Genomic DNA, 18,324 nt, shown 5'->3' with positions numbered 1-18,324 from the left:
GAACAAGTTGAAGTTGCTACATTAGCACCTGAACTTCAACCTCTTCTCCCACGCTCATGAAAACTGCTGCCCCCTGGCTGCTCCTGTTGCTGGCGCTGCTGGCCCTACCCCACCCTAGCGCGGCGCAGCCTGCGCAACCTGCGCTCATTGACCGCGAGCTATTGTTTGGCGACCCCGAGATTTCGGGCGGCCAGCTCTCGCCCGATGGCAAGTTTCTGTCGTTCATCAAGCCTTATAATGGGACGCGCAATATTTGGGTGAAGGGATTGAAAGAACCCTTTGCCAGTGCCCGGCCCATGACCAACGACCAGGCCCGGCCGGTGCGGGACTACTTCTGGAGCCGCGATGGCAAGTACCTGCTGTACTCGCAGGATAAGGGCGGCGACGAAAACTTCAACATCTACGCCGTAGACCCCGCGGCGGCCCTACCCCCCGGCCAGGCAGTGCCTATGGCCCGCGACCTCACCGGGCTCAAGGGTGTGCGGGTTGTCATTTATAATGTGCCGCTGACCGACCCCAACACGCTCTACATCGGCCTCAACGACCGCGACAAGGCCTGGCACGACTTGTACAAATTGAACCTGACTACCGGCCAAAAAACCCTGGTGCGCCAGAACAATGACCGCCTCACGGGCTGGATATTTGACTGGAGCGACCAGCCGCGGCTGGCCTCGCGCTCGAACCCCGACGGCAGCACCGAGTGGCTACGCATCAGCGGCGAGCAGTTTTTGCCCTGCTACCGCACTACGCTCAATGAGGAAAGCGACGTGGTGGGCTTTGCCAAAGACAACCAACACGTGTACCTGACCACTAACAAAGGTGCCGGCCGCGACCGCTCCGAAATCTTACTGTTTGACCCCGCTACTGGCCAGGAAAAGCTTTTCGCCGCCGACCCGCTGCACCGCGTAGACGCTGGCCGCCTGGAGATATCAGAAAAGACGCACGAGCCGGCGTATTTGGACTACGACGACGACCGCCTGCGGCGCGTGTGGTTGGATAAGAGCTACGAGCAGGATTTCAAAACTATAACTGCTAAGCTGCCGGGCCTCGAAGTGTACCCTGCCTCGCACACCACCGACGAGCGCCTGTGGCTGCTGAGCGCCACCGACGCTACCCACCCCAGCGTGTCGTACCTCTTCGACCGCCAAACCAAACAGCTCACCGAGCAGTACCAAACGCGGCCTAAGCTGCCGGTGGCCGACCTGGCCCCCATGACGGTGGTGCGCTACAAGTCGTCGGATGGCCTGGAGATTCCGGCCTACCTCACGCTGCCCAAGGGGGTAGCCGCGAAAAACCTGCCGGTGATTATTTTCCCGCACGGCGGGCCCTGGAGCCGCAGCACCTACGGCTTCAATGCCTACCACCAGTTTTTGGCCAACCGGGGTTACGCGGTGCTGTCGCCCAACTTCCGGGCCTCGACTGGCTACGGCAAGAAGTTTTTGAACGCCGGCAACAACGAGTGGGGCCAGAAAATGCAGGACGACCTAACCTGGGGCGTGAAGTACTTGGTGGCCCAGGGCCTGGCCGACCCGAAGCGCGTGGGCATCATGGGCGGCTCGTACGGCGGCTACGCCACGCTGGCGGGGGTAGCCTTCACGCCTGACCTGTATGCGGCGGGCGTGGCCATTGTGGCGCCCTCCAACCTGATTACGCTGCTCAACTCGATTCCGGCGTATTGGGAGCCCATTCGCAAGCAGTTTTACGAGCGTATGGGCGACCCCAACACGGCCGCCGGCAAGGCGCAGCTCGTGCGGCAGTCGCCGCTTACTTCGGCCGCCAAAATCAAAACGCCGCTTATGGTAGTGCAGGGCGCCAACGACCCGCGCGTGAACAAAGCCGAAGCCGACCAGATTGTGGTGGCTCTGCGCGACCGCAACTACCCCGTGCAGTACTTGCTAGCCCCCGACGAAGGCCACGGTTTCGCCCGCCCCGTCAACAACTTGGCGATGATTGCGGCCTCCGAAAAATTCTTGGCCCAGTACCTGCACGGCCGCTACCAGGAAAGCATGACGCCCGCCGTGGCCCAGCGCCTGGCCGAGATTACGGTAGACCCGAAGACGGTGACGCTGGCCGCGCCGAGTATGGCGGCGAGTAAGTGATGTGGCAAGGGCAGGTATTTCTACCTGTTTTGTTTTTAGCCTTGCGTTAGGCAAATTAACTGCCTGATTTTCTGATGGCTTTGCTATTCATTCCACGCTCCTCCTCTGCGCATGCAAACCTCCCTACCCCTCTTGGCTACGGCTACCCTATTGGCATTTGGCGGCGGCCACGCCAGCGTGCCCGCCGCTACCCGGCCCGCCGCGGCCGGGCCAGCCACGATGACCGCCTTATTCCAACAATTCTCCGATGCGATGCAGCAGCAGGATATAGCCAAAGCCACTGCCTGCCTAGCAAAGAATGTGCGGCTACTTGGCAATACAAATGCGCTCAGCGGCCGGGATTCACTCAGCACTTACTGGCTCAAGAATTCATTCGGCACGACCACCAATTTAAAGCTTACTCCCTTGCGCTTGGGCGGCGATGCAAGCATGGGCTACGCTACAGGTACCTATACCTATGACCTCAAGCCGATGGCGACTTATCCGGCGGGTGCCTCATCGCGCGGCTCATACATGATATTAGGCCGTAAGGAGGGTGCTACCTGGCAGATTGCCTATGTGCACTTAGCTGAGGAGCCTATTAAGGCCAACAAGTAATACCTGCTTTTTCAGTTACAAAAGGCTGCTGGGAGCCCATCTACCAGCAGCCTTTTGTAGCGCGTTTTTCACGAGCATTGTCTCCTAATTCACCCTCTTCCTTAACTATGAAAAACGCCCTACCCCTCCTGGCGCTGGCTACGCTGCTAGGCGGTTGCTCTAGCAACGCGAGCACGCCACCCGCCGAAGCTGCCGCTTCTAGCACTGCCATGGCTTCTACCACCATTGGCGAGCAGTTTATGGAAGCCGCGATGAAAGAAGACACCGCTAAAATCCGGAGCCTACTGGCAGACCGCGTAGTGGTACTGGGGTCTTCGCCAAAACAACGGCTAACCGGCAAAGACTCGGCAGCTACCATTGCTTTTGCGAAAGATGGTAGAACCGCCGATTTCAAGTTTACGCCACTAGCCAAAGGTGGTGATGCCAACATGGTCTACTATTCGGGCTTTTACTCCCAAAAAGTATTGCCTTCGCCCAAATACAAGCAAGGTGGAATAGATGCAGGCTCCTACCTGATGATAGCCAGCAAAGACAGCAAGAATGACTGGAAGATTAGCTACTTCCATTTTGCCTCGGTTCCCTTGCAGGTAAACAAGTAGTACCCAATAGCTACGCTTGCCCGAAGGCTGCTGGCAACTTAGTTGCCAGCAGCCTTTTGCTTTAATGAGCGGCCCTACCCCAGCTCCACGGCCGGGTCCCAGTACAGCTTTTTGAACTCGACCACCACATCGTCCTCCACGCGCACGCCTTCGGCTTCGAGGCGCTCCTGCATGGCGGTGGGGGTAGGGAAATGGTGGCGCCCCGTGAGCTGCCCCAGCCGGTTGACAACGCGGTGGGCGGGCACCGGCGCATCGCGCTGAAGGGTGGCGGCGTCGAGGTTGGCGGCCATGAGGGCGTAGCCCACGGCGCGCGAGCCGTGCTTGGCGCCCAGGTAATGCGCAATGGCGCCGTAGCTCGTGACGCGGCCCGGCGGCACCAGCCGCACTACCTCGTGCACATCGGCAAAGTAGTTGCGCTCGGTGGGGGGGGTAGGCGGCGGGGCGAGGGGCTTTTTCATGGACGTGAAAATACGCGCCCGGCCCTGCCAGCGGCGCAACCTCCGGCTGCGGGGCCGCGTCATTGCGCTCGCGCACTGAACCCGAACTTAGTGCCTGCTGTTGACCGCCTCCCGGCTGCTAGCCCGCTTTGCAAGCGTGCTTACGGCTGATTCTCACCTTATTCTATGCGCTTTTTTACTTCAGCTCCGCTTTTATTAGCCAGTGCTACGCTGGTGTTACTGGCCAGCTGCCAAACCAAAACCGATGAGAAAGGCGGTAAGGATGCCAAAAAGAATGCCGGCCCGGCCTTAGTTGATGTGCTGGTAGCCCGCCCCTCAGCCGTGAGCGATTCGCTCGAAGCCAACGGCGCGGTAGTGGCCAACGACTACGTCGAGCTGCACCCCGAAGTGAACGGCCGCCTCACCTATCTCAACGTAAATGAGGGCCGCCACGTGAGCAAGGGCGCCATTATTGCCCGCATCAACGATGCCGACTTGCAGGCCAACCTGCAAAAAACCCGCGCCCTGCTGCAAGTGTCGCGCCTCTCGCAAGAGCGCCTCGAAAAGCTGCTGAAAGTGCAGGGCGTGAACCAGGCCGACTACGACTTGGCCGTAAGCCAGGTGCGCAGCAACGAGGCCGATGCCGCCTATACCCAGGCCATGCTGGCCAAAACGGTTATTCGGGCGCCCTTTACCGGCGTGCTGGGCTTGCGCCAGGTGAGCCCCGGCGCCTACGTGACGCCCACCACCATCATCGCTACGCTGCAGGCCGATACCAAGCTCAAGGTCGATTTCACCCTGCCCGAAGCCAACGGCGCCATCGTGCAGCCCGGCTCGGTGGTGACGGTGCAGCTGGCCGGCAACCCGCCGCGCCGCTACCCCGCCACCGTGGTGGCCCAAGAAAGCCAGGTTAACCAAACCACCCGCAACCTGACGGTGCGCGCCCAGCTACCCCCCGGTGCGCAGGCCAGCCCCGGCGCATTTGCCAAGGTGAGCGTGAGCACGGGCGCGGCCCGCCGCAGCGTGCTGCTGCCCACCAACGCCATCATGCCCGGCGACCAGTCGGACCAGGTGGTGCTCGTGAAAAATGGCAAAGCTTTAATGAAAGACGTGCGCACCGGCGACCGCCAAAGCGACCAAATTGCCGTGATAAGCGGCCTGGCCGCCGGCGACTCAGTCGTGACCAACGGTGTGCTGTTTACGCAGCCCGGCAAGCCGGTAAAGGTGCGGCGGGCGGCGGCTAAACAGTAAAAAGAATCAAAAAAGACCGTCGTACCGAACGCAGCGAAGCCCCTTGCTCGCTTCATTTGAACCAGTAATTCAACGACTCACGCGAGATGCTTCCCTGCGTTCAGCATGACGTTCTTTTTGCGTTGTATTTCGATAAACTATGAACATATCTGAGTTATCTCTGAAGCGGCCCGTGCTGGCAACGGTGCTCAACCTGCTGCTGATACTTTTCGGGGGGGTAGGGTTTTCGTTTCTGGCGCTGCGCGACTACCCGGCCATCGACCCGCCGATTATCAGCGTGAGCACCTCGTATACGGGCGCCAACGCCGACGTGATTGAGAACCAGATAACGGAGCCGCTGGAGAAGCAGATTAACGGTATTCCCGGCATCCGCTCCATCACCAGCAGCTCGTCGCTGGGTTCGAGCAACATCACAGTCGAGTTCAACCTAGGCGTCGATTTGGAGGCGGCCGCCTCCGACGTGCGCGACAAGGTGGGCCAGGGCGTGCGCTCGCTGCCGCAGGATATTGATGCCCCGCCGGTGGTGTCGAAGGCCGACGCCAACTCCGACAACATCCTCATTTTGGCGGTGCAGAGCCGCACCAAAAGCCTGCTCGACCTCAGCGACTACGCCGAGAACAATTTGCAGCAGCGCTTCCAGACGATTGATGGGGTATCGGGCGTTAACATCTTTGGCCAGAAGCGTTTTGCGATGCGCCTGTGGCTCGACCCCAACAAGATGAACGCCTACAACGTGTCGTTTACGGACGTGCAGAGCGCGCTCAACGCCGAGAACGTGGAGGTACCGGCCGGTAAAATTTACGGCGGCAAAACCGAGCTGACCATCCGCACCATGGCGCGCTTCACCACCGAGCAGCAGTTCCGCGACCTCATTTTGCGCGAAAGCAAAACCGGCATTGTGCGCCTCGGCGACGTGGCCCGCGTGGTACTCGGCCCCGAAAACTACGAGCAGAGCTGGAAGGTAAATGGCGCCTACGCCATCGGGCTAGCCATTGTGCCGCAGCCGGGCTCCAACTATGTGCAGATTGCCGAAGAGTTTTACAAACGCCTCGACGAGGTGAAAAAGGAGAACAAATCGGACATCCAGTTGCGGGTGCTCACCGACAATACCAAGATTGTGCGCAACTCGATTGACGAAGTGATTGAGACACTGCTCATCTCGTTTGGGCTAGTGGTATTGGTTATTTTCTTCTTCTTCCGCAACTGGCTCATCGCCCTGCGCCCACTCATCGACATTCCCATCTCGCTGATTGCCACGTTCTTCGTGATGTATCTGGCGGGTTTTACAATTAACATCCTGACGTTGCTGGGCATTGTACTGGCCACTGGCCTGGTGGTAGACGACGGCATTGTGGTGACGGAAAATATCTTCCGCAAGCTGGAAGACGGTCTCAGCATCCGCGACGCGGCGCGGGAGGGTAGCAAGGAGATTTTCTTCGCCGTTATTTCCACTTCGCTCACGCTAGCCGTGGTGTTCCTACCCGTCATTTTCCTAGAAGGCTTCACCGGGCGCTTGTTCCGCGAGTTTGGGGTGGTAGTGGCCGGCGCGGTGCTTATTTCGGCGTTTGTCTCGCTCACCATCACGCCCGTGCTCAACGTGGCGTTGCACCGTGAAGGCGCCGGCCACGGCAAATTTTACGAGAAAACCGAGCCCTTCTTTACCGGCATGGAAAACTGGTACGGGCGCTTAGTAGGCAGCTTTTTGCGGGTGCGCAGCGTGGCGTGGGTGGTCGTAGCGGTGTGCGGCGCCCTCATCTACTTCGTGGGTAAAAGCATTCCCACCGAGCTGGCCCCGCTCGAAGACCGCAGCAGCGTGCGCATATCCATGACGGCGCCCGAAGGCACCAGCTTCGCGGCGATGCAGAAAATCGGCGACCAGGTGGCGGGTTTCGTCACCGATTCGGTGCCCGAGAATGACTTTGTATTTGCCGTTACGCCGGGCATGGGCGGCGGAGGCGGCTCAAACAGCGGCCAAGTGCGCGTGGGCCTTGTGCCACCCGACGAGCGCAAGCGCACGCAGGAAGTAATCGCCAAGTACTTAACCAAGAACACCAAGCGCTTCAACGACGCCCGCATTTTCGTGGTGCAGGAGCAGACCATCGCCGTGGGCTCGGGGGCGAAGAGCGGCTTGCCCGTGCAGTTTGTGCTGCAAAATGTGGACTTGGCGCGCATCCGCACGTCCCTACCCAAGTTTTTGGCGGCTGCCCGGCAAGACCCGACCTTTCAGAACGTCGATGCTAACCTCAAGTTCAACAAGCCCGAGGTGCAGCTTACCTTCGACCGGCTTAAAATCAGGGATTTGGGCCTAACTACGCAAGACGTGGTAGGGGCCGTGCAGGGCGCCTTTGGCGGCCGGCGCATGGCCTACTTCCTCATCAATGGGCGCCAATACCAGGTGATTGGGCAGGTGGAGCGCGGCGAACGCAGCGCGCCCACCGACATCAGCCGCCTATACGTCACCAATAGCCGCGGCGAGAGCATTCCGCTTTCGGCCGTGGTGCACCAGGTAGAAGACTCGAACCCGGCTACGCTCTACCACTTCAACCGCCTGAAATCGGCCACGGTATCGGCCCAATTGGCCGAGGGCAAAACGGTGGGCGACGGTGTGCGCGCCATGCAAGCCATCGCCGACAAAGTGCTCGACCCCTCGTTCCAAACGGCCCTCACGGGCTCGTCGCGCGACTTTGCCGAAAGCTCGGGCAACACGGCTTTTGCCTTTATGCTGGCGCTGGTGTTGATTTATTTGCTGCTGGCGGCACAGTTCGAGAGCTTCCGCGACCCGCTCACCATCCTCATTACGGTGCCGCTGGCGCTGGCTGGCGCGTTGCTTAGCTTGTGGGCCTTTGGGCAGACGCTCAACATCTTCTCGCAAATTGGGATGATTATGTTGATTGGCCTCGTGACCAAAAACGGTATCCTCATCGTGGAGTTTGCTAATCACCAGCGCGATGCCGGCCTACCCCTCCGCAAAGCGGTGCAGCTGGCCGCGCAGCAGCGCCTACGCCCTATTTTGATGACTTCACTGGCCACGGCCCTCGGTGCCCTACCCATCGCCCTAAGCCTGGGTGCCGCCAGCACCAGCCGCCGGCCGCTGGGCATCGTGATTGTGGGCGGCATTCTGTTTTCGCTCCTGCTCACGCTGTTGGTAATTCCGGCCGTGTACACCTTTGTGGCCAAAGAACACAAGCCGGAAGCGGCCGATTCGGAAGTGATTCCTGCCCACGAGCCAGCCGAGGTAGTGGCCTAGCCAGCTTCACCCTACCCCCTCTCGGGTGGGGAGGGTAAACTGGCTGCTAACTGCTAGTTTTAGAGCGAAGATTTAAAAACTGGCTCCTCCTTTTTTGAAAGGGAGGCTAAGGGGTGAGGTTAGCCAGGCCAATTACCCCTGCTATTTCAAACAGTTCATGAAAGTATTGTTCAACAGCTTGTTGCTGTTTAGTTTCAGCTTGGTCGCCTCGGCCCAAACGGCACCGGGCACCACCCCGGCGCGCTCGCCGGCAGGCCCTACCCCCGGCCCGGTGCTCACGCTGCACGATGCCCTGACGACGGCGCTCAAAAACAGCCTCGACATTCAAATCAGCCAAACCAATGTGGAGGTGCAAAACCTGCGCAACAACGCGGGCTTTGCTGGTGCGCTGCCCAACGTGGCGCTGAATGCCAGCAACAACGTGATAATCAACAATACCCGGCAGGAATTTAATGCCGGCGACCCGCGCGCCGCTACTGGCGCACGCTCGACGCAGTACAACGTGGGGCTGGCGGGCAGCTACCTGCTCTACAACGGCGGCCGGGTGGTGGCCACTCGCAAGCGGCTGGATGAGCTGGCCCAAATCAGCCAGCTCCAGCTGAATTCGACGGTGCAGAACGTGCTGGCCGACGTGAGCCTGAAGTACTACGCCGTGGTGCAGCAGCAGCGCTACATCCGCACCCTGGAGGCCTCGGTGGAGGTGTCGCGCCAGAAATTGCGCCTCATCGATGCGCGCCAGAGCGTGGGCTTGGCCAACAACGCCGACCGCTTCCAGGCGCAGCTCGACCTCAACGCCCAGCTGCTCACGCAGCAGCAGCAAGTACTGGCCGCCCAGCAAGCAACCGCCGATTTGCTGCGCGCCCTCACCCTGGATTTGAACCAAGCCGTGGCCGTGGAAGACACCATTCCGGTAGACCGCAGCCTGAGCTGGGCCGAGCTGCAAGGCGCCTTGGATAAGAACCCCGACCTGCTGGCGGCCGACCGCCAAGTGCGCGTTAATGAGCTGATTGAGCGCGAAACCCGCGCCAATCGCTACCCCTCCTTTGGCCTGAATGCCGGTACCAACTTCGCCCGCAGCCAAAACGCCGTGGGCAACACACTTTTCAACCAGAGCTACGGCCCCTACGCTGGGCTGGGGCTGTCGGTGCCCGTTTACACTGGGGGCGTTAATAAAAAGCTGGTCGATATTGCTCGCCTCAACACCCGCACTACCGAGCTGCAACGCGAGACCTTGCAACGCAACTACCGCCTCAACGCACTGAAGGCGTGGGAGTCGTACGAAAAACAGCTCAGCCTCGTCACCACCGCCGAGCAGAGCTATACTACTGCCCGCCAACTCCTCAAGCTGGTGCAAATGCGCCTCGATGCTGGACTCTCAACCCTGGTTGATGTGAAGCTTGCCCAACAAAGCTTCGAGGACGCCGGCTACCGGCTCGTCAACTACCGCTACGCCGCCAAGTCGGCCGAGATTACGCTGCGGCAGCTAGCGGCGCTGCTCACGCCGTAGCAGGGGGGTAGGGCTGTTGATGCTACTAGAGCCAGAAAAAACGTCAGGCTGAACAAAGTGCAGCACCTCGCTTACATCGACAGGTTTTTAACCCAACGATGCCAACAAGATGCTGCACTTTGTTCAGCCTGACGTTCTGTTTAATAGCGCCCTACCCCTCGTTGTTACGGGCAGCCTCGTCGCGGTTGGGCTTAGTGAGAAAACTGCGCGTGATGGGCGTTTCGCTTTCGTAGCCTTTGCGGCGCTCGTTGGCGGCGGCGCTTTCGCCGGTGGCGGGTAGGGCCCGGTTTACCCAAGCCAGTACATCGACGGTGGTGCCGGGTAGCAGGCCGTGGAAGCCGGCCAACAGCTTGGCGGGTAGGGAAAGAATGAGCTCGCCGTCGCCGCGGCGAGCGGCGTTCCAAATGCGGCGGGCGGCCTGTTCGGCGCTCATCGTGAAGCCGGGTAGGGCATCGGCAACGCTAAACCAGGCGTATTCTTTTTCGTGCTGGCCTTTCACATCGGCGTTTTGAGCGCTGCCGGTGCGCAGCAAGCCGGGGCACACGGTGGTCACATAAATACCAAATTGGCTCAGCTCAGCCCGGAAGCCTTCGGACAAGCCCACCAAGGCAAATTTGCTGGCGCTGTAAGCTGTGAGGTGCGGAATGGCCACTTTGCCGCCCAGCGAGGAGATATTGATAATGCGCCCCTCGCCGCGCAGCCGCATGCCCGGCAGCACCGCCTGCATGGCGTGGAAGGGTGCCCAGAAGTGCGTGTTCATGGCATCCTCAAAGTCACGGGCATCCATGTTTTCGAGCGGCCCGCCGATGATGATGCCGGCATTGTTGACCAGCACTTCCACCGGCCCCAGTTGGCTTTCAACTTCGGCCACCAGGGCGCGCACCTCGTTGCCATCGGTGAGGTCGCGGCTGAAGGTGAGCACGCTCTTTTCCGTGCCGCCATAGGTTAGCAAATCTTGGCGGGCGCGGGCCAGTTCCTGTTCATCGCGAGCGCAAATGGCCACGCGGGCACCTTCGGCTACAGCGCGCCGGGCCAGTACCAAGCCCAGGCCGCGCGAGCCCCCGGTGATGAGCACGGTGCGCCCCGTAAGCTCGTACGAGCCCCGGCGATTGCGCCAAACGGTGGTGGCCAGGGCTGCCAAGCCGAGGCTAGCAGCCCAAACCCAGGAGGAAGTGCGGGAAGTTGGTTTCATGCCCTACTGTATGGTTTTTGGGCCCGAAAGGTTGCATTCGCACCCACAACCTAGAACGGGCCACCGGGCCGCACCAACTGCGCCGCCCGGTGGCCCGTTCTACAACAGGTAGCTTAAGGGCTTAGTTGCCCAGCTTATCTTGGAAGAAGGCTAGGGTGAAGGCCCAGGCCTCGGCGGCCGCGTCTTTGTTGTAGCTAGGGCGCTCGTCGCAGTTGAAACCGTGGTCGGCGTACGAGATAACGGTGTTGATATAGGGCTTACCCGTCGCGTCTACGGCGTCGATGATGGTCTTGATATTGTCTTTGGAAATGTGAGCATCGAGCCCGCCCCAGAAGAACAGATGCGGGGCGTGCAGGTCTTTAGCCATCGCGGTGCGGGTGTGCAGGCCACCTCCGTAGTACGATACGGCCGCCGACAGCGGCACCGTGGCATTGGCCACGAACGACACCTGGCCACCCAGGCAAAAGCCGATGGCGCCAATTTTATCTTGCTGCACATTGCCCTGGCTTTGCAGCCAGTCGTAGGCAGCCCGCGCATCCTGGGCCAGGCCCTCGGGTGTGATGGCGCCGTAGTGCGGCATGGCAGCGGCAAAATTATCGTACCCAATTTCGAGGCCCGCCTCGGCGGTGCGGTGAAACAGTTCGGGCGCTACTACCACGTAGCCTGCGGCAGCCAGGCGGTCGGCTACGCTGCGAATGTGGTGGTTTACGCCAAAAGCCTCCTGAAAGAGAATGATGCCGGGCGCGGCAGTAGTATTCTGAGGCTGGGCCACGTAGGCGTGCATCTCGGTGCCATCGGCCACCTTCAGAATTTGGGAATTGGGAGTGCTCATAAACGGGGTTGAGAGGGGAATTTGCAGCCAGAAACAAGGCGTTGGAGGTTGATGTTTTAACCCAGTCTATCCTATTTGCCTATTCTTCCCAAGCTATGTCTCCTACCCCCGTCTTACGCCTGAGCGTGCTCGACCAGTCGCCCGTGCGCCCCGGCGCCACCGCCCGCCAGGCCCTACGCGAAACAACTGAGCTGGCCCAGCTCGCCGACCGCCTAGGCTACACCCGCTTTTGGGTGAGCGAGCACCACAATACGACCACGCTGGCCGGCTCGGCGCCTGAGGTGCTCCTGGCCCACCTTGGCGCGCACACCCAGCGCATCCGGCTGGGCTCGGGCGGCGTGATGCTACCCCACTACTCGGCCCTGAAGGTGGCCGAAAACTTTAAGCTGCTCGAAGCGCTGCACCCCGGCCGCATCGACCTGGGCATAGGCCGCGCCCCCGGTGCCGACCGCCTCACAGCCTATGCCCTCAACCCCAGCAACAAGTTTGACGAACAGACTTTTGTGGAGCAGCTCATGGACTTGCAGGCCTATTTGCAGGATGAGGAAGTGCCCGAAACGATTCACGAGCGGGTGAAAGCCATTCCAAAAATTGACACCGCGCCCGCGCTCTGGCTGCTGAGTTCGAGCGGCCAAAGCGGGCTGTTTGCGGCGCAGCTGGGCATGGCGTTTTCGTTTGCGCAGTTCATCAACCCCAGCGGTGGGCCGGCCGCAGTGCGGGCCTACCGCGAGCAGTTTCAGCCGTCGGCTATGCTGGCGGCGCCCGCAGCCAACGTAGCGCTGTTTGTGCTGTGCGCCGATACCGAGGAGAAGGCCGAGCAGCTGCGCAAAGCCATGCTGATACAGCTGCTGCGCTTCGACCAAGGCATTCGTGGGCCCTACCCCACTGCGGCCGAGGCAGCTGCCTATACCTTCAGCCCCGAAGAGGAAGCGCGCCTGAAATACCACAAGGGCCGCGTGGTCAGCGGCACGGCGACGCAGGTGCACGCCCACCTCACACGCATTGCGGCGGCCTACGACGTGGACGAGCTTACCATCGTCACCATCACGGCCGATTTTCAAGACCGGCTGCGTTCGTACGAGCTGCTAGCCGAGGCATTTGCCCTCCCGGCTACCCCCACCACACCGGCTCCGCAGCTGGCCTATGCCTAGCCCTACCCCTGCCTTTCACAACGAGCCCTGGCCAACTGGCCGGGGCTTTTTGTTTGGTTTGTTTGGATTGATTCTACGTAAGCTCCTTTTTTTTCGTGGCTAAATACGTTGTATTCAGCTTTTCCTCTCTACCGGTAAAAAAACTATTTGGAACCCTTCTAAACAAGTAGCACATTTGCATCAGATTTGAACGATTCTAAATAACTGATGCGTCAACTTTTCCTCCCTGTACTGCTCTCGGGCAGCTTGCTGCCGACTCTCACCTTTGCCCAAGCGCCGGCTCCTGCCGCACCGCACCATGCGCGCCATAGCCGCATGGGGACCATTGTGGGCCACGTGGAACTGGCTGATGGCCAAAGTGCCGACCATATTTCGGTGATGGTGCGCGGCACTACGCAGGGCACCACGCCCGACGCCGCGGGCAACTTTAGTCTCGAAGCCCCCACGGGTTGGCAGGTGCTCACCTTCACCGGCCTGGGCTACTCGGCGCAGGAAAATACAGTGGAAGTATTCGCCAACCGCTCTACCACGGCGCCGACCTTGAAGATGGAGCGCGGCAACCGCCAGCTCGATGAGGTGACGGTAACGGGCACGAGCGTCATCAACCGCCCAGCCACGGCTAGCAAGAGCGACATCGCGCCCCTCGACCTGCCCCAAAGCATTGGGGTAGTGACGAGTACTATTATTACCGACCAGCAAATAAACCGCCTGGGCGACGCCCTGCGCAACGTGAGCGGCGTGTCGCTCACGCAGCAACGGGGCGGCGTGGCCGAAACGTTTTCGGCCCGCGGCTACAGCATTGGCGTGGCCGGCTCGGGCGGCAGCATCTTCAAAAACGGCTTGCTTTCGAACACCCAGGGTTTTCCCGACGCTAGTACCCTGGAGTCGGTGGAGGTCTTGAAGGGCGCGGCGGCGCTACTCTACGGCAACGTATCGGGCGGCTTGATTATCAATACCGTAACTAAGAAGCCGCGCTATAACTGGGGCGGTTCGGTGGAGATGCGCACCGGCAGCTACGGCTTGTACAAGCCAATTATCGACCTGTACGGGCCGCTGACTAAAAACCTGGCTTTCCGGGTGGTGGGCACTTATGAAAACGCTAAGAGCTACCGCGACGTGGTGACCTCGAAGCGCCTCTACGTGAACCCTTCGCTGATGTACAAATTTGGCGAAAAAACCGATTTGCTGGTGCAAGGCGACTACCTGCGCTCCGACATCACGCCCGATGCGGGGGTAGGCATTATCAACCAAAATGTGGATGCCCGCCTGCCCGATGGCATTACGCGCTCCAACTTCATCAATGCAACGTGGGCCTACAACGTGACCGACCAGGCCAGCGCCTCGGCCGTGCTCAACCACCGCTTTTCTGACCAGTGGCGCATCAATGCCATTGCCGGCATCATGGATACCCGCGTGCACGGCCTCGGGGTGGCCGTACCGAATGGCAATATTGCCCTTAACGGCGATTGGGGCCGCTCGCTGAGCGGGGTGCAAACGGCTGAGCGCGATTACAACGCCCAACTGAACCTGAACGGCAAGTTCGAAACCGGCCCGCTGACTCACCAACTGCTGGTGGGGGCCGATGCGCTGCGCATCGTCACCAACAACGCCTCGAGCTATGCCTACTATGGGTTGAACGGTAGCCCCGTAACGTCGAAGACGACCAACGGCATTAGCTATAACTACGACATTATCAATATCAGCGACCGCAGCAAGTATGTAGAACGCACCGATGGCATTACGTACAATGTGACGGGCTACACAGTGTCGCCGTCGTACCGCTTCGGCGGCTACGTGCAGGATTTGATTACCATTGTGCCCATGCTGAAAGTGCTGGGCGGCGTGCGCTACTCGTATCAGAACGTGCTGCAAACCACCAGCACCAACACCCTGAATGGGGTTGAAACCCTTGGGGCCGCGGCCGATAAGGCCGACCGGGCCTGGTCGCCCAAGGGCGCGCTGATTTTCCAACCCCTACCCACCCTTTCGTTCTACACCAGCTACGCCAACAACTTCATTACCAACGCGGGCCTACTCGATACCAACTTGCAGCCGCTGCGCCCGTCGTACGTTAACCAGTACGAGGCCGGGGTGAAAGCCGAGCTCTTCGGCAGCCGCCTGTTTGCCAATGCCGCCGTGTACCGCTACCGCAACAGCAACCTGGCGCAAACCACTTTTACACTGGCTGATGGCTCTGCTACTACCCTCACTACCGTGCGCGACCTAACTGGCGAAACCACCAGCGACGGCGTAGACTTGGACGTGAGCGGCAGCTTCTCGAAAGACTTCTACTTCAATGTCGGCTACGCCTACAATTTTGCCCGCTACACCCACACCACGGGCGTGGTAGGTACCCAGATTGAGGGCGAGCGCCTGACCAACAACCCGGCAAACACCGCCAACGGCTCCGTTTTCTACACCTTCGACCGGGCCGGCCTGCGCGGCCTCAAAGTAGGAGCCTCGGCCTTCTACACCGGCCAGCGCCTGGGCGGCAACAACAACGCAGTCCTCGACCCCATCACACTGCAACCCACCCTGGCCAATGGGGCCGCCAACCCCCGGTATGTGCCCTACTACAGCCGCACTATTTCGCTAACTGGCTTCACCACCATCGACCTGTCGGTGGGCTACGCCTACAGCCACTTCTCCATCTTGGCCAAGCTCTCCAACATCACCAACTCGCTGAACTACTTGGTGCACGACCGCTACAGCATCAACCCGGTTCCGCCCCGCCAGTTCCTAACCACGGTGGCCTACCGCTTCTAAGCCCAGCTAAATCAGGGTATGTTGAGAATCTATGAAAAACTCGAAAAGACGGTCCTGCTGAGCTGGTCGAAGCATCTCGCTCGCACCATGTGGGTTCGTTCAACGAGGCGAGCAAGATGGTTCAATCGGCTCAGCAGGACGTTCCAGAGGCCTTTTTCAGTAAATCCCGAACACATTCTTACTTATCAAAGCACCAAGAAGCCTCCGATTGCTTAGCACAATCGGAGGCTTCTTGGTGCTTTAGTTTTCTCGCCTTGCCTACCCCCTCGCTACCTCCCAGCCTAGTTTGAGAATAAACCCGCTTACCACCACCAAAAACAACACCCGCACGAAGCTCGTGCCGCGCCGCAGCGCTAGCCGGGCGCCTAGCGTCGAGCCCAGCACGTTGCAAGCGGCCATGGGCAAGGCAATGTGGTAAAGCACTTGGCCGGTTGAGATAAAGTAGGCCAGCCCGGTAATATTGGTGGCGATATTCACTACCTTGGCCGAGGCAGAAGCGGCCAGAAAATCGTAGCCAAACAGCCCCACGAACGCAAACAGCAGCAGGCTGCCCGTGCCCGGCCCAAAAAAGCCGTCGTAAAACCCGATGGCGGCGCCCAGCCCTACCCCCGTCCACAGCTCGCGGCGGCCGTGTAAGCGCGGTGCGTGCAGGCTGCCGAAGTCTTTGCGCCAGAAGGTGTAGGCGGCCATCAGCACCAGCAGCGCCAGCACCAGCGGCTTCACCAAGTCTTTGTTGAGGCCACTCACGGCGCGGGCGCCGAGCAGCGCAAAGCAGCCCGCCACCACGGCCGCCACGGCCACCGTGCGCCAGCGAATAGGTACGCCACTAAGCCCCCGCAAGTAGCGCAGCGCCGATGCCGAAGTGCCCGCCAAGCTGGCTACCTTGCCCGTGCCCAGCACAGTTGGCACCGGCACTTCGGGCAGCAATAGTAGCAAGGCGGGCAGCTGAATGAGGCCCCCGCCGCCCACCATGCCATCAATCAGCCCGGCCAAAAACGCGAAGAAACAGAGCAGAGGCAGCACGACGGGGGTAGGCATAATGCGGGCAAAAGTAAGGGCCGGCTGGCCCGGCCGCATCTTTCAACCAGCTTTCACCGTAGCTTCATTTACGGGTGTACTTGCCTGAAAGTCAGTATTAACAGCCAACTCGCCACCAACTTATTTACATCATATTTTTTCCGTCCAGGATGAAAAACGTTACGATTTGCTGGCTAGCTGGCGCATTAGCGCTGGCTAGCTGCCACGCCCAGGCGCAGTCGGGCGCGGTGCTGGGCACGTACCAAGTGGGCACAACTACGCTCACGGCTACGGCCCTCACTACGGGCCTGCGCACGCCGTGGGAATTGCTGTGGGGCCCCGATAACTTCTTATGGATGACGGAACGCGGCGGCCGCATCAGCCGCGTAAACCCGACCACGGGCCAAGTCCTACCCCTGCTTACGGTGGCCGATGTGACGGAGACGGGCGAGAGCGGCCTGCTGGGCATGGCCCTGCACCCCGACCTGCTTGGCGCCGCGCCCTACGTGTATGTGGTGTACAACTACACGGCCAGCGGCGCGCTTAAGGAGAAGCTGGTGCGTCTCACGTACTCGGCCAGCACGGGCACGCTGGGCAGCCCGCTTGTGCTGCTCGATAATATTTCGTCAGTGCCAACGCATAATGGCTCGAGGCTGCTCATCCTGCCCGACCGCACGCTGCTCATGACTACCGGCGACGCCCAAAACCAGCCCGAAGCCCAGAGCACGATTTCACTCAATGGCAAGATTTTGCGCCTCAACCTCGATGGCACGGCCGCGGCCGACAACCCTACCCCCGGCAGCCGGCTCTACACCTTCGGCCACCGCAATCCGCAGGGCCTCGTGCAGGCGCCGTCGGGCAAAATCTACAGCTCGGAGCACGGCCCCGACAACGATGACGAGGTAAACCTCATCGAGCCCGGCCGCAACTACGGCTGGCCCACCGTGCAGGGCTTCTGCAACTTGACGGCCGAGCAAACCTTCTGCACCGCCAACAACGTGCGCGAGCCGCTAGTGGCTTATACGCCTACCCTGGCCGTGGCCGGCATCACATATTACAACAACCCCGCCGTGCCGGGCTGGGACAATTCGCTGCTCATGACCAGCCTAAAAGCCGGCACCTTTATCCAGCTTCAGCTGAACGCCGACGGCACCCAGATAACCAGCCAAACCAACCTCTGGGCTGGCACCTACGGGCGGCTCCGCGCCGTGTGCGTGTCGCCCCAGGGCCGCGTGTACCTCAGCACCAGCAACCAGGATGGCCGCGGCAACCCCGGCGCCACCGACGACCGCGTTATCGTGCTCGAAAACCGCGCTTATCTGGCCGCTGCCAGTGCCAGCACCCCGGCTCCTACCCTCAGCATTTCGCCTAACCCCGCTTCGGCCCTAGTTTCATTGCGCCGCAGCAACGCTACCGGCACGGCGGCCGTGCGCGTATTCGACGGCCTAGGCCGGGCGGTGCGGCAGGCCAGCTTTGCAGCGGGGCAAACTGATATAGAGTTACCCCTTAGTGGCTTAGCAGCTGGGCTATACGTGGTGGAAACTGCCTCACTGACTAACCAACCCAGCCGGGCGCGGCTGGTAGTGCAGTAGGCACTCCTGGATTGCTACCACTAAAGAACGTCCTGCT

Annotated in this window: 13 protein-coding genes; 9 read left to right on the top strand and 4 right to left on the bottom strand. The window is 60.5% G+C overall.

Annotated elements, in window-relative coordinates; translation table 11 throughout:
• Positions 1-56: 56 nt before the first annotated feature.
• The 3 genes from GO988_RS00905 (at position 57) to GO988_RS00895 (ending at position 3,295) form a co-directional block, all read left to right on the top strand.
• Entirely contained in the window at positions 57-2,099 is a 2,043-nt protein-coding gene (locus GO988_RS00905) for a S9 family peptidase (protein ID WP_157561656.1), read from the top strand.
• 111 nt (positions 2,100-2,210) lie between these two features.
• Positions 2,211-2,696 (top strand): DUF4440 domain-containing protein, encoded by a 486-nt coding sequence (locus GO988_RS00900; RefSeq protein WP_157561655.1) that lies wholly within the window; start codon positions 2,211-2,213, stop codon positions 2,694-2,696.
• Between the two features lie 107 nt (positions 2,697-2,803).
• The gene (locus GO988_RS00895; RefSeq protein WP_157561654.1) at positions 2,804-3,295 is read left to right on the top strand and encodes a hypothetical protein; all 492 of its coding nucleotides are present in this window, start codon (positions 2,804-2,806) and stop codon (positions 3,293-3,295) included.
• A 74-nt stretch (positions 3,296-3,369) separates the two neighbouring features.
• On the opposite strand, the gene GO988_RS00890 is transcribed toward GO988_RS00895, so the two are convergent.
• Positions 3,370-3,753 carry an MGMT family protein gene (locus GO988_RS00890; RefSeq protein WP_157561653.1) on the bottom strand — a complete coding sequence of 128 codons (384 nt, stop codon included), beginning with the start codon at positions 3,751-3,753 and terminating at the stop codon, positions 3,370-3,372.
• Positions 3,754-3,918: 165 nt separating this feature from the next.
• Between GO988_RS00890 and GO988_RS00885 the strand changes: the two genes are divergently transcribed.
• From GO988_RS00885 to GO988_RS00875, 3 genes are all read left to right on the top strand, one after another.
• Positions 3,919-4,983, top strand: coding sequence for an efflux RND transporter periplasmic adaptor subunit (locus tag GO988_RS00885; RefSeq protein ID WP_157561652.1), 1,065 nt, complete (start codon positions 3,919-3,921; stop codon positions 4,981-4,983).
• Between the two features lie 139 nt (positions 4,984-5,122).
• On the top strand, positions 5,123-8,230 hold the full coding sequence (locus GO988_RS00880; RefSeq protein ID WP_157561651.1) for an efflux RND transporter permease subunit: 3,108 nt from the start codon (positions 5,123-5,125) through the stop codon (positions 8,228-8,230).
• A 157-nt stretch (positions 8,231-8,387) separates the two neighbouring features.
• Positions 8,388-9,737, top strand: a complete 1,350-nt coding sequence (locus GO988_RS00875) for a TolC family protein (RefSeq protein ID WP_157561650.1) — start codon at positions 8,388-8,390, stop codon at positions 9,735-9,737.
• Positions 9,738-9,888: 151 nt separating this feature from the next.
• Here the strand turns inward: GO988_RS00875 and GO988_RS00870 are convergent, their stop codons facing one another.
• Both GO988_RS00870 and GO988_RS00865 read right to left on the bottom strand, forming a co-directional pair.
• A complete protein-coding gene (locus GO988_RS00870; RefSeq protein WP_157561649.1) occupies positions 9,889-10,929 on the bottom strand; it encodes an SDR family NAD(P)-dependent oxidoreductase in 1,041 nt (346 codons plus the stop codon).
• A 121-nt stretch (positions 10,930-11,050) separates the two neighbouring features.
• The gene (locus GO988_RS00865) at positions 11,051-11,761 is read right to left on the bottom strand and encodes a dienelactone hydrolase family protein (protein ID WP_157561648.1); all 711 of its coding nucleotides are present in this window, start codon (positions 11,759-11,761) and stop codon (positions 11,051-11,053) included.
• A gap of 95 nt (positions 11,762-11,856) precedes the next feature.
• Between GO988_RS00865 and GO988_RS00860 the strand changes: the two genes are divergently transcribed.
• Together GO988_RS00860 and GO988_RS00855 are read left to right on the top strand one after the other, a co-directional pair.
• Positions 11,857-12,912, top strand: coding sequence for an LLM class flavin-dependent oxidoreductase (locus GO988_RS00860; protein ID WP_157561647.1), 1,056 nt, complete (start codon positions 11,857-11,859; stop codon positions 12,910-12,912).
• A 207-nt stretch (positions 12,913-13,119) separates the two neighbouring features.
• Complete coding sequence (locus GO988_RS00855) at positions 13,120-15,678, top strand: TonB-dependent receptor domain-containing protein (RefSeq protein WP_157561646.1); 2,559 nt, start codon at positions 13,120-13,122, stop codon at positions 15,676-15,678.
• Between the two features lie 258 nt (positions 15,679-15,936).
• On the opposite strand, the gene GO988_RS00850 is transcribed toward GO988_RS00855, so the two are convergent.
• The gene (locus GO988_RS00850) at positions 15,937-16,716 is read right to left on the bottom strand and encodes a sulfite exporter TauE/SafE family protein (RefSeq protein WP_157561645.1); all 780 of its coding nucleotides are present in this window, start codon (positions 16,714-16,716) and stop codon (positions 15,937-15,939) included.
• Between the two features lie 149 nt (positions 16,717-16,865).
• On the opposite strand from GO988_RS00850, the gene GO988_RS00845 reads away from it, so the two are divergent.
• Positions 16,866-18,287: a PQQ-dependent sugar dehydrogenase gene (locus tag GO988_RS00845; protein ID WP_157561644.1), complete on the top strand. Its 1,422-nt coding sequence runs from the start codon at positions 16,866-16,868 to the stop codon at positions 18,285-18,287.
• The last annotated feature ends 37 nt before the right edge of the window (positions 18,288-18,324 follow it).

This window comes from Hymenobacter ginkgonis (assembly GCF_009755225.1).
Lineage (GTDB): Bacteria > Bacteroidota > Bacteroidia > Cytophagales > Hymenobacteraceae > Hymenobacter > Hymenobacter ginkgonis.
This window is presented reverse-complemented; position numbering and strand designations above follow the sequence as displayed.